Source organism: Acaryochloris sp. IP29b_bin.137 (genome assembly GCF_028285745.1).
In the GTDB taxonomy this organism is placed as follows: Bacteria; Cyanobacteriota; Cyanobacteriia; order Thermosynechococcales; family Thermosynechococcaceae; genus Acaryochloris.
Genome location: NZ_JANQOP010000318.1, coordinates 1 through 12922, shown reverse-complemented (window position 1 = coordinate 12922; position 12922 = coordinate 1). Strand labels below are relative to the sequence as shown.

Genomic DNA, 12922 nt, shown 5'->3' with positions numbered 1-12922 from the left:
CGCCCGCTTAATTAAGCTCAATTCTCCGGTGATTAATGAAACGGAGTTGAGTGAGATTCGCGACTCTGACTTTGGAGTGCAAACCCTCTCCACCTTATTTCCCCTCAGCAATGGTCCTGAGGGCTTAGCCACCGCCGTCCAGTCCCTCTGTGAACAGGCCACCGCCGCCGTCCAGGCTGGACAGCAAATCATAGTGATTAGCGATCGCCATACGCCCACAGGAGAGACCACCTGGCTTAATGCCGACTATAGCTATATCCCACCATTGTTAGCGGTGGGGGCGATCCACCAGCATTTGGTCAAGCAAGAGATTCGTCTGCAGGCTTCCCTGATTGTGGAAACGGCTCAGTGCTGGAGTACCCATCACTTTGCCTGTCTAATTGGATTTGGGGCAGCGGCCATTTGTCCCTACTTAGCCCTAGAGTCCGTGCGTCACTGGTGGTCCGATGAGCGCACCCAAAAGCTAATGACGCGGGGCAAAATTCCAGCCATGACCATTGGCGGTGCTCAAAGTAACTATCGCAAAGCCGTGGAAGCAGGCTTACTTAAGATTCTCTCCAAGATGGGGATTTCACTGATTTCCAGCTATCAGGGCGCTCAGATTTTTGAAGGGATTGGGATTGGCCCTGAGCTGTTAGAGCTAGGATTTGCAGGCACCACCTCTCGGGTGGGCGGTCTAACCATTGCCGAACTGGCTCAAGAGACGATGGCTTTTCACCAGAAAGCCTTCCCCGAACTGGATTTGAAAAAGCTAGAAAACTTTGGCTTTATCCAGTTTCGTCCGGGGGGTGAATACCATATGAACAACCCGGATATGTCCAAGGCGCTGCATAAAGCTGTGGTTGATAAGGACCATGACCACTACCAGGTTTATAAGCAGCAGCTCCTGAGTCGGCCCGTGACGGCCCTACGGGATTTACTGGATTTTAAGAGCGATCACAACGCCATACCTCTTACGGAAGTGGAGCCGGTGGAAGCCATCGTCAAGCGCTTCTGCACCGGCGGCATGTCCTTAGGGGCTTTGTCCCGGGAAGCTCATGAAGTGTTGGCCATTGCCATGAACCGCATGGGAGCTAAGTCTAATTCCGGTGAAGGCGGCGAAGACACGGTGCGATTTAAGGTGCTCTCGGATGTAGATGCCAACGGCAAGTCAGCCGTGCTACCCCATTTGCAGGGGCTGCGCAATGGCGATACGGCCAGCTCTGGGATTAAACAGGTGGCATCGGGACGGTTTGGGGTCACGCCGGAATATCTAATGAATGCCCAGCAAATTGAAATTAAGCTGGCCCAAGGCGCTAAACCCGGTGAAGGCGGGCAGTTGCCAGGGAAAAAAGTCAGTCCTTATATTGCTATGCTGCGCCGCTCCAAACCGGGGGTCACTCTAATTTCTCCTCCACCTCACCACGATATTTACTCCATTGAAGATCTGGCCCAGCTAATTTTTGATCTGCATCAGATCAATCCCCAGGCCAAGGTCTCCGTTAAGTTAGTGGCAGAGATTGGTATTGGCACGATTGCGGCTGGGGTAGCGAAAGCCAATGCTGATGTCATTCAAATTTCCGGTCATGATGGGGGTACCGGAGCCTCGCCCCTAAGTTCGATTAAACATGCAGGCAGTCCCTGGGAACTAGGGCTAACGGAAGTGCATCGGGCTTTGATGGTGAATCAACTGCGCGATCGCGTTATTCTCCGGGCCGATGGCGGCCTAAAAACGGGATGGGATGTGTTGATGGCGGCCTTAATGGGGGCAGAGGAATATGGGTTCGGCTCCATCGCCATGATTGCCGAGGGCTGTATTATGGCCCGCATCTGCCATACCAATAACTGTCCGGTGGGGGTGGCTACCCAGCAGGAGAAGCTGCGCCAGCGCTTTACGGGTATTCCTGAGCATGTGGTTAATTTTTTCTACTTTATTGCCGAAGAAGTGCGCTCCCTCTTAGCCCATTTGGGCTATCACTCCCTCAATGAAGTGATTGGTCGAGCGGATCTATTACAGGTGCGAGAAGATGCTCAACTCACCAAAACCTCGCAGCTTAACCTCGATTGTCTCACCCAACTCCCCGATACTCGTACAGATCGGAGCTGGTTGGATCATGGTCCTGTCCATAGCAATGGTCCTGTGCTGGATGACGAGCTATTGCAGGATGCTGACATTCAACAGGCGATTCAAAATCAAACGGCGGTGGCTAAAACCGTGAAAATTGTGAATACAGATCGGAGTGTAGGGGCGCGGATTGCGGGTGAGATCGCAAAGCAATACGGCAATACCGGATTCACTGGCCAGCTCAATCTCACCTTCGAAGGCAGTGCGGGCCAAAGCTTTGGGGCCTTTACCTTGCCCAACATGATCCTTAACTTAGTGGGAGAAGCCAATGATTATGTGGGCAAGGGCATGCACGGTGGTGAAATCACCATCAAACCTTCACCAGAAGCCACCTATGCTGCGGCGGACAATGTGATTATTGGCAACACCTGTCTCTATGGTGCGACCGGAGGCACCCTCTATGCCAACGGTAAAGCGGGCGAACGATTTGCCGTGCGTAATTCCCAGGGCCAAGCGGTGATCGAAGGCTCCGGCGATCACTGCTGTGAATATATGACGGGCGGTGTAGTCGTCGTCCTTGGGGAAACGGGGCGCAACGTGGGTGCGGGTATGACGGGCGGACTAGCCTACTTCCTAGATGAAGATGGCAGTTTCCCCACTAAAGTGAATCCCGAAATTGTCCAAATTCAGCGAGTCAATACGGAAGCGGGTGCCCAACAGTTAAAGGCTCTTATCCAAACCCATGTGGACCATACGGGTAGCCCCAAAGGTCAAGAGATCTTAGATCGCTGGTCTGAATATCTGCCGCAATTTTGGCAGGTGGTTCCTCCTTCAGAGGCAGAGCGAGCAGAAATTAGCGAAGGGGCGACGGAAAAGATGTTGACGTCTGCTTAAGCATACTGCTCAGCGATATCTCAGGTGAGTTCATGGTTTATTGGGTACAATAATTCCCAATTCATCATGCGCGCGACCCATTCTTATGGCTAAGTCCAGCTTATCTCGGGTGTCGTTGACGGTGTTGGAACAGGATGAGGTTGGAAACAAGGGACAACGCACCCAGCTGGGTACCCACAAGTCATTGTCTTGGTTGTTGGTGGGGTGTATCGCTCTCCCCATTAAATTGCCGTTTCCAGTCCCTTTTGAATGTAAAACGCCCCGACAAACGCCCACTATTCGTCGACAGCCCCGACAGCGAAAATCAGTGCCTCAGCCTACCCCAGAGCCCGTCTTGGAGTCTCCTAAGCCGATTCCACCTCAGGAATCCAGGCGCGATTCAACAGCCGTTGCTCAAGGCAACTTATCCCAGCTGATTTATACAGAAGTGAATGATATTCGCCAGTCCTATGGCCTGCAGCCTTTGCAGTGGAATGCGAATGTTGCCAACGTGGCTCGCAGACATAGCCAGAATATGGCAGATAACAACTTCTTTAGCCATGCTGACCGCCAGGGTAATACGGCGTTGGAACGCTTATTGAATGCCGGGATTCGGTTCAATCTAGTAGCCGAAAATTTGGCCTTGAATGAAAATGCGCCAGATCCCGTGGCCCTGGCGATTGAGGGATGGTTGGATAGCCCTGGACATCGACAGAATATGCTGCGGGCGGAAGTCACTGACACGGGTGTTGGTGTCGTGCGCCAAGGCGAGGAATATTTCTTTACACAGGTCTTTATTCGCCAACCTTAAATGATTAAAAGAGTCTAGATATCAGGCTTTGAGGGGCTTCTATTAAGTAACATTGTTTGAAGTTTCCTCTCATTTTTGTAGAAGTGGCAAATGCGCTGCTGTAAACTAAAACACGTTATAGGATCCTTGACTATACAGTTGTCTTTGAAAAGCACCCGGCGCTAACAGACGCCACTTATTTTTTGGAGCTCTTATTCAATGTCTCACACAGTCAAAATTTATGACACTTGCATCGGATGCACCCAGTGCGTCCGCGCCTGCCCGTTAGATGTTCTTGAAATGGTCCCTTGGGATGGATGTAAGGCTGGTCAAATTGCCTCATCCCCCCGCACAGAAGACTGTGTGGGCTGTAAGCGTTGCGAAACGGCTTGCCCTACCGACTTCCTGAGCATTCGGGTTTATCTAGGTGCAGAAACAACTCGCAGCATGGGCTTGGCTTACTAAGCATTTTCGCTATCATCGTAAATCTTGAGTCATTTTTGCTGTGTTGCATTTTAAGGAGAGGGAGCTTCGGCTTCCTCTTTTCATTTTTTCCTTGAGCGTTGGACCCTCGATCCTATGAGCCAAGCAAAGACCATTTGGGTCAATGAACAGCTTGATCCCGCCGGGTTGGTGTATGCCTGTATCGCCTGTTGTGATGCCCAACATGCCCAAGACTGCCACACTTCTTTTCAGGAGAATCTGACGGAGCACCAAAAACAAGAAGGGTGGGTGGCCCGTTTGAGAACCGTAGAATCTTGGGATGATGTCCCTGCCTGTGCCTTGAAACTCAGCTAAGATGTCTGAAGTGTCGGGTCGTGCATAGGCAATCAGCATGGAAAATGGTCGAGATAGGGCTACTAAAGTTTCCCCAACCCTAGCGACAGAACTGGATAATGGCAATTCCCGAGACAAGCCAATACGTACAGAGCAGCGACCGATAGCAGACCCCAACCCTGCTCCAACGGACTCGATCCCAGCTTGGTCGGTTGAGGATAGCGAAAAACTGTATCGGATTCATGGCTGGGGAGAGCCTTACTTCTCGGTCAATGCGGCGGGTCATGTCACGGTATCACCCAAAGGCGATCGAGGGGGTTCTCTTGATCTCTATGATCTAGTGCAGTCTCTGCAACAGCGAGATATTCACGCCCCTTTGCTGATCCGGTTTTCGGACATTTTGGCAGATCGAATTGAGCGGTTAAATGCCTGTTTCGCCAAAGCGATCGCACGCTACAGCTATCCCGGAAGATACCAAGGCGTGTTCCCTGTTAAGTGCAATCAGCAGCGTCATTTAGTTGAAGACTTGGTCCGTTTTGGCCAACCCCATCAGTTTGGTCTAGAAGCAGGATCTAAGCCGGAGTTACTGATTGCGATTGCCTCCCTCAAGACCTCAGGGGCATTGCTGATTTGCAATGGCTATAAGGACTTGGAGTATGTCGAGACGGCCATGCTGGCCCAGCGCTTGGGACATCAATCCATTATCGTTATTGAGCAGTTAGAAGAAGTCGAGTTGGTGCTTGAAGCCAGTCGTCGGCTTCAGATTCAGCCGATTTTAGGGATTCGGGCCAAACTGAGTGCCAAAGGGATTGGCCGCTGGGGCAGTAGTGCAGGCGATCGCGCCAAATTTGGTCTCAATATTCCAGAAGTCGTGGCGGCTGTTGAGCAGTTGCGTAACGCTGATTTGCTCAATTCCTTGCAACTGCTCCATTTCCATATCGGCTCTCAAATTTCAGCCATTAGCGTGATTAAAGACGCCCTGCGGGAAGCCAGCCAAATCTATGTCGAGCTGGCTCGCTTGGGTGCCAATATGAAATTTCTAGACGTTGGTGGTGGCCTAGGGGTCGATTATGACGGATCGAAAAGCAACTCGGCCGCTTCCAAAAACTACAATATGCAGAACTATGCCAATGACGTGGTTGCCGAGGTCAAAGAAGCCTGTGCTGAAGCAGATATCCCTGCGCCGACCTTAGTGAGCGAAAGCGGGCGGGCCATCGCTTCCCATCAGTCGGTGCTGATTATGAATGTCCTGGGCAGTAGTGAAACCTTAGACCTAACCCCTGAGCCTGCCCAAGCCGATGAACATCTGATTATTCGGAATCTCTGGGAAACCTATCAAACCATCGATGCCGAGAACTATCAGGAGGCCTATCATGATGCCCTCCAGTTCAAAGAAGAAGCGGTGAGCCTGTTTGGGTTTGGCTATCTGAGTCTGCAAGAGCGGGCTCGGGTCGAGCGACTCTGTGGAGCCTGTTGTCAGAAAATACTTGCGATCGCACGTCAAGACGATGATGTGGCGGTTGATTTAGAGGATCTCGAACGCCGAATGGCGTCGCTTTATTACACGAATCTGTCGGTGTTTCAATCGGCTCCTGATACCTGGGCCATTGATCAACTCTTTCCGATTATGCCGATTCATCGTTTAGATGAAGAGCCCACCCAAAGAGGAACCCTCGTTGATCTCACCTGCGATAGCGATGGCAAAATCGATCAATTTATCTACTCGCGTGACACTAAACCCATCCTGGAATTGCATACCCTAAAATCCAATGAACCCTACTATCTGGGGATGTTTCTAAATGGGGCCTACCAAGAGGTGATGGGCAATCTCCATAATTTGTTTGGAGATACCAATGTCGTACATATTGACCTCACCCCCATGGGCTATCACATTGCCCATGTGGTGAAGGGGGACACCATCACTGAGGTGCTGGAATATGTTCAATATGACGCTGATGATCTAATTGAGGAAATCCGAAAGCAGTCTGAAGTCGCATTGCAAGAGCAGCGCATTACTTTACCCGAATCGCAACGACTCCTCAAAAATTATGAACGCAGTCTGAGAAGTTATACCTACCTCAAATCTTAGGGGTTAAAACTTCATTTCAATCCTGCTGCAGTGGCCGATTCTCTTTTTACACTGAAGACGCATGACATCCTAGGAGTCTAATATGGTTACCTTCAGAAACGCTATCGGTGGATTGGTGGGGCTGTTATTACTGGTGATTTTGGGCGGCTTTATCCTGCCCAGTCAAGTGCATGTTGAACGCAATATATTGATCAATGCGCCTCCAACAAACATTTTTCCTGTGGTCAGTGACTTATCGGCATGGTCATCTTGGTCACCATGGGCACAAAGGGACCCTAATATGGCCTTAACCATTGCTGGGGATGGCTTGGGGCAGACGATGCAGTGGCAAAGTGAAGATCCAATGGTGGGGGCAGGGACTCAAGAAGTGACGGCATTAACTGAACCCAGTTATGTCCAGACTCACCTGGACTTTGGGCAACAAGGAATGGCAGATGCAGCGTTCCAATTAACCCCCCAAGGCAATGGTACGCTTGTTGTTTGGTCTTTAGATACGGATATGAGAGCAGGGGTTCCGCGCTTAATGCAGCCTATTAGCACCTATCTCGGGTTTGTGTTGGATAGTTCTGTCGGACAAGATTATGAAGCGGGCTTAGCCAACCTTAAGGCATTGATTGAACAATAGTCTTGTTCTATCGGTTTAATGGGGGGGCAGCGATGGCGGACGGGGTTGGAGACCAAGGCTTAATCAGCAGCATCCCGAACAGGATGAGGGTAAACAATGCTGCCGTCTGATTTACTGATGCACCGCTATCAAGGCGAGGCGATCCTGCCGAAACGGTTGGAGGTGAATGCGAGGAATCTTGCGATCGCAACAGAAGCCATTGACTGCTTCAAATCAGCTTGTAACCAGACTCGAGGTGACCTCAACCAGCAGTTACAAGATCTAGAAGGAGAAGGGACGGATTATCGGGTGAAACGGGGGCTTGCCCACCTGCTATCGAGTAGTTTCTCCACGTTTGAAGTGATTAGCCCCCTTGATCCTCCGATGTTGCGTCAACGGGTCTTTGCTCTATCGGCTCAGTCAGTTCCCAGTCCCCAAGCAACGACCCAAACGTTAGAGCGATTAGCGGTTAACTTAAGCCAGGAGCTCGATCAAGACGTCAGCGCGATCCAAATCCGGGAAGGACTCTATGCGGATCGGCCTGATAACCAAATCTTGACGACTTTTGATGCGCCGACTCCCGAAGCATTGCTGCATCGCTATAACCTGTCCCAGGTACAAGGCGTATTTTATAAAGCGACTCAAATCATCATCAATGCCCATCGCAATGATCCTGGCGAGTATAAGCTGCTGTTTCGATACCTCAAGCTGTTTAGCCTGATGGCCTATATAGAGGGCGATGCCGATCAGGGTTTTACCCTTAAGATCGATGGACCGGCCAGTGTGTTTAGCGCCAGCACGCGTTATGGCTTAGCTTTAGCGAAGCTGCTTCCAGCCCTATTGCATGTAACAAAATGGAGCCTAATCGCGACGTTAACCCACAAAGACACCTACTCCCAAAAACAACGGACGAGTCGATTTGTCCTGGATTCTAAGTGTGGGCTGGTCAGTCACTACCCGCCGGGAAAGCCCTATGACAGTATGCTTGAAGCTAGCTTCGCCGACCGTTGGCAGAAGACTAAAACAGACTGGAAGCTGGAGCGCGAAATTGATCTGATTCCCATCCCAGGAAGTGTGATGATTCCAGACTTTCGCTTAGTGCACCCTGATGGTCGAACGTTTCTATTGGAGATCGTCGGTTACTGGCGACCTGAGTATTTGAAGAAGAAATTTTCTCAGGTTCGACAGTCCAATCGGTCGGACTTAATCTTAGCGATTTCTGAACGTCTCAACCTCGATAAAGCTGGCGTGAATTTCCAAGATACCCCCGCTCGATTGGTATGGTTCAAAGATAAACTTGCCCCCAAAGCCGTTTTGCAAGCTTTGGCTGACTAAGATCTCACACCTGTCCTTATGCCATGCCTTTTATGGCCTTGACCTGGTTAACGAATGCCTGCGGCTTGTCTGGGGTAATAACGATCACCTTTTGCTCAAATTTAAGAACAACACATCGACGCATATCAGTCGCTAAGGCTCGGTAGGCTCCCAGTCGTTGATTGCGAAAGGAGCCTGAGAAACTGAATAAACCTCCATTCCCCATTGTTTTGATGGAACTTTCCATGGCGTTGGAATCCGCTTCAATACTTTGCAATCCTTGGAGGGGTATTTCAGTATTCCAGGCAAGGCGCTTCACCAGTAATGCATCCGGGGTCAGTACATACCCTCGGACCGTAAATAAAGCGGTGATGATCAAGATACAAAGGGGAACAACCACCATACTGAAAAGCCAGATCCAGTTGCCTTTAGGACCCATGAATAGGCCCACAACCGCGATGCCGATGAGTAATAAAGTGATTGCTCCAGAGATAGCTTTCAGCGAAACGCCCCAAGGGGCAGGGTAGGTTGTTGCAGCAAGATCCATCTTTAAAACCTCTACCTAGAAAAAATTATCCACTTAAAATGTTAAATACCTCAAAAATCTGACATTCTAAAAGGCCAATATACCTCAACTATTTACCCATATAGAATAAATCAGTGTCCGAAAATCAGAGGTTATCTACTCTGATTATAGCTAAGTTACGCATTCTCACTGACGACGAGCCTAATGCTCCCGTTTAAATTAGGAGAACGTGAACATACGCTGACTTTTCTTAAGTAGATGAAACTCACCCGATCTCTCCTTTCTTTTGCCTCAATTTCTTTTTTGTCAATCTTGGCTGCCGTCCCCGTATTTGCGGCACCTGCGTATCTGGTTGGTGCGCAACCTGGAAGTCGAGTGAATGTCCGTTCTGGCCCAAGTACTTCCTCCTATTCTCCTCATTATGGTTTGGTGGGCGATCGCGTGCAGGTGATTAATTCTACAACGGGCAACGATGGTTATTACTGGTACTATGTCGAATTTCCCTCAGGTGCTCGGGGTTGGATTCGGGGCGATTTTATTCAAGTACAACAACCTCGTAGATTCTAAGTCCTTGTTGCTGATAAAAGAATCGTTAAGAGAACATCTATTGTGGATATAACCTAGCCACCCAGTCTCAACCGAAGGAACTTAAATCTTATTCGATAAGCGGTGACAAGCGCTTGAATGTAAATGAATAGCGATTGCTAGGCTTGCCTCAAAAATCTCCTCAATAATTCACTAGTCTTATATATTGTGCTTCATATTTTTGTGGAGCATACATAGAGGTTTACTCAATAAAACAATGAACTTTATTGGGGACAAAGTCGTGGGCTTTTAAAGAGATTTTTTATAAAAATTGGTTTTCAATACCCAAATACACAATATTTATAGCCAAATGTCTAACTCTAAAGTAGTCCTTAAAAGTTTACTATTTTCTGCATTTCTATTTGCAGTGCCCCAAGCTGCACATTCAGCTCCCACAGGTACATGGCTTTCGCAGCCCCAGATTCGGTACCATGCCTCCTCCAATACTTTGACTGAGGCAATGGCAAAGATTAAACACCAAAAGTATAAGGTTGTTTTTCTGGACTATCGCAATGTTCCCGATGAAGTTCAAAAAAGAGTCAGTCAGGCGGCTCGAGACAATCAGCTTAAGCCTGTGGTGTGGATTCAGTCACCACAGTTGCGATCGCTAACGGTATCCCAACTGATCCATGAGGCACGGCATACCGATGGCCTGCAAGTAGATGATCACTACTTCAAACATTATTCATCTAAAGATTTTGCTGAACTTCGTTCAACTTATGCAAAGCCAATTTACTGTAGTATTCAGCCTTTTCAAGCCAAGCAACTGCCGACTCAAGGATGTCATCAGATTGATGTCCAGTGCTATACCCCCAATACGTTTCGCCGCTGTATGGGATTAGCCGATAGATTGAATGCTGTGACCAGTTTGGCAACCAAAAGAACCTTTCAATATCGGCAAAAACTAGGTAACCGCAAATTTAATGTGTTTCTATGGCCCCATACGAATGACTTTTTCAACAGAACACGTCAAGCGAAACCTCAAAAAAATGTAAAGAGTGTCTTGGGAGTAACCTCCCTGATGCTCAGCGAGGCAGCAGTTTCTGCGGTAATTCCGACTGATTTCAGATAGTTTCAGCCTGTGTCTGAATTCAGCATTGCGCCCAATCAATGCCATAGATGCTGTCCTTACTTATCATTACGATCATCATTTACGATCAACGCTTGTGCCGACTCCGAGACTGGGCAAAGCGCCTTAACAAATAGAATAGTATCCACCAACGGCTGGCGGGTATGAGGTATTGAAGCTCACGGTTCTAAGATGAGAAAAATTCGGTCTATCTCGGCGCAAGGTGAACTAGGGAAAGCAAGTAGTCTGGGCAATATTGTCAAATGCCGCTGGATCTTCCAACATAGTCACGGAATTCAGAAGCTGAACTGGAGCATTATTGTTATTCACTGATAGATTATCTCGATCTCCGACCTGAAATAGCGCTTGGACAGGAAATACAACGCTAGTGGTTGACAATCGAATCCCTTCAGGGACGGTGTTGCCTGACGCAACAACACAAGTCTTATTGGTAATATCGTTAGCCGTTACCGCAATACCAGCAGCGTCTGGAGAGGGAGTAGTGTTATTCCCCGCAAGGGAATTGTTATTGATATCGGCAGCTTGGGTAGCAAGGCCAGACGAGTTTAAGTCAATCCCTTGCCCACCGTTGTTAGAAATGAGATTGTTACTGATGCCAAACGAGCCATTATCAGAATCAGTAATAAACTCCTGGAATGAGGTTTGGCGAGCTTCAGCAACAATACCTGCGCCAGTGTTATTGCGAATAACATTGTTGTCAATAACGGCTTCCTGAAAGACCGTTTCGTTCGCCTCAATATCGATACCAGCACCGTTATTATTTTGAATCACATTATTACGAATAAAAACCTCTTGAAATGCAGTGGAGGAACCTCCTAGCGTTCCACCATCAACTTCAATACCTGGGCCACCATTATTGCTAACCGTACTATTAGTGATACTAATTTCTTGAATGCCCAGGTTTGCTGCTCTAATGTGCAATCCTTGAGCAGCATTATTGCTGATCGTGTTGTCAATAGGCACATCTCCACTCGTGCCAATGCTGGTATTGTCAGAACTGCTTGGGCCAATGTCGATAATTTGACTTGGAACCTGAGTCGTTGCGATATCGCCGATCGCTGCAATTTCTATCCCTACACGATTATTGTTGGCCTGATATCCCGCAATCACCACGTCACTGGCACTCAATGTTGTCGTATTTAGGATAAAAATTCCTTGACCAGAGTCAGGCGCAGTGCCCTGTGAGCCAGTCACAACATTATCAAACATCACCACTTCTCCCCCAACATCATTCAGAAAAATGCCCCGCTCTCCAGAATTACGGATAATGTTGTTGCGCAGCTCTACCTGGCGAATATTGGAGCCTATGATGCCGTTTCCTGCAGCAGCATCCACCCTGAAGCCAGCGAGCACTGTGCGATTGCCCAGTGTCACCAGATCAGGTCCACCACCAGTAATTTGCGGGAAATTCCCATCACCTGAGAAGGGTAATTCTACTAAAATGCCATTTTCAAAATTTGCTGATGAGTCAAAAGGAAGGCGAACGGTTGCCCTGGGAAAAGTAGAGAACGGCATTCCAGCCAAAATCTGTCTAGGACCTTGAGATAATACCTGCACTCGATCTGGAATTCTAAAGGCTGGAATAGGGATGTCTGCTTCCCCATCGACATAGACGATATCATTGCCATCTCGACGGGTTGCATCCAATGCAGCCTGAACCGTTCCAAAGGGATTTTCAAATGTCCCATCCCCTCCGGCTTTGCCGAGTTTGACATGTTGAAAGAAGTAGGGCTGCTCTTCTTCGGGATTCATTAAAAACCCCGATGATTGCTCGCTCAAAAATTCCACTTCTTGTTGGTGATCGATGGTAATACTATCCGTTCGGGTCCATGACTCTCGTAAACGAGCGATGACCCTTTCGGTTTTCGTCAGTGCGTCCCGTGGGCGTATACCAGGTAGTCTAGCTTTGAGGGAAAAGACAACGTTAGTCCCAAATAAGTCATCATCTTGCACCGCGAGCCCCAAGCCAAAATTTTCTGTGGGTTCAGCCTGTAATCGCAGCCGCCAACCAACAGTACCGGAGCTACCAGGGGCATCGTAAAAATACAATCCTCCGAAAGCTCGTAGATTCCCCCTGTCCCATTGTGCTAACTTAACCCCTGCCTCCAGATCAACTCCGGCCATGGCAGCTTCAAATTGGCGAATGCTTTGGCGCTCCCTAAACGTATCCAATACCAGGAAATGATCTTGGAAGCGAGTTGACACTTGTACACCCGTATCAAATGTGTTT

General features: G+C 48.7%; 11 protein-coding genes. 9 read left to right on the top strand and 2 right to left on the bottom strand.

Annotated elements, in window-relative coordinates:
- The 7 genes from gltB to Q0991_RS21880 form a co-directional block, all read left to right on the top strand.
- The coding region (gene gltB / locus Q0991_RS21910) for a glutamate synthase large subunit (RefSeq protein ID WP_299492578.1) at window positions 1-2938 on the top strand (2938 nt) is incomplete at its 5' end.
- Between the two features lie 85 nt (window positions 2939-3023).
- The gene (locus tag Q0991_RS21905; RefSeq protein ID WP_299492576.1) at window positions 3024-3728 is read left to right on the top strand and encodes a CAP domain-containing protein; all 705 of its coding nucleotides are present in this window, start codon (window positions 3024-3026) and stop codon (window positions 3726-3728) included.
- 198 nt (window positions 3729-3926) lie between these two features.
- A complete protein-coding gene (gene psaC / locus Q0991_RS21900; protein WP_299492574.1) occupies window positions 3927-4172 on the top strand; it encodes a photosystem I iron-sulfur center protein PsaC in 246 nt (81 codons plus the stop codon).
- Between the two features lie 114 nt (window positions 4173-4286).
- Complete coding sequence (locus Q0991_RS21895) at window positions 4287-4505, top strand: hypothetical protein (RefSeq protein ID WP_299492572.1); 219 nt, start codon at window positions 4287-4289, stop codon at window positions 4503-4505.
- A 37-nt stretch (window positions 4506-4542) separates the two neighbouring features.
- Window positions 4543-6573, top strand: a complete 2031-nt coding sequence (speA, locus tag Q0991_RS21890) for a biosynthetic arginine decarboxylase (RefSeq protein WP_299492570.1) — start codon at window positions 4543-4545, stop codon at window positions 6571-6573.
- 82 nt (window positions 6574-6655) lie between these two features.
- Window positions 6656-7198: an SRPBCC family protein gene (locus Q0991_RS21885; RefSeq protein ID WP_299492568.1), complete on the top strand. Its 543-nt coding sequence runs from the start codon at window positions 6656-6658 to the stop codon at window positions 7196-7198.
- 96 nt (window positions 7199-7294) lie between these two features.
- Window positions 7295-8512: a DUF790 family protein gene (locus tag Q0991_RS21880; protein WP_299492566.1), complete on the top strand. Its 1218-nt coding sequence runs from the start codon at window positions 7295-7297 to the stop codon at window positions 8510-8512.
- A gap of 16 nt (window positions 8513-8528) precedes the next feature.
- Here Q0991_RS21880 and Q0991_RS21875 read toward each other — a convergent pair whose 3' ends face one another.
- On the bottom strand, window positions 8529-9038 hold the full coding sequence (locus tag Q0991_RS21875) for a PH domain-containing protein (RefSeq protein ID WP_299492564.1): 510 nt from the start codon (window positions 9036-9038) through the stop codon (window positions 8529-8531).
- Window positions 9039-9275: 237 nt separating this feature from the next.
- Between Q0991_RS21875 and Q0991_RS21870 the strand changes: the two genes are divergently transcribed.
- Together Q0991_RS21870 and Q0991_RS21865 are read left to right on the top strand one after the other, a co-directional pair.
- Window positions 9276-9584: an SH3 domain-containing protein gene (locus Q0991_RS21870; protein WP_299492562.1), complete on the top strand. Its 309-nt coding sequence runs from the start codon at window positions 9276-9278 to the stop codon at window positions 9582-9584.
- A 328-nt stretch (window positions 9585-9912) separates the two neighbouring features.
- Window positions 9913-10674, top strand: a complete 762-nt coding sequence (locus Q0991_RS21865; protein WP_366525041.1) for a hypothetical protein — start codon at window positions 9913-9915, stop codon at window positions 10672-10674.
- Between the two features lie 225 nt (window positions 10675-10899).
- Here Q0991_RS21865 and Q0991_RS21860 read toward each other — a convergent pair.
- Window positions 10900-12922: right-handed parallel beta-helix repeat-containing protein (locus Q0991_RS21860; protein ID WP_299492558.1), on the bottom strand; the 2023-nt coding region annotated here is incomplete at its 5' end.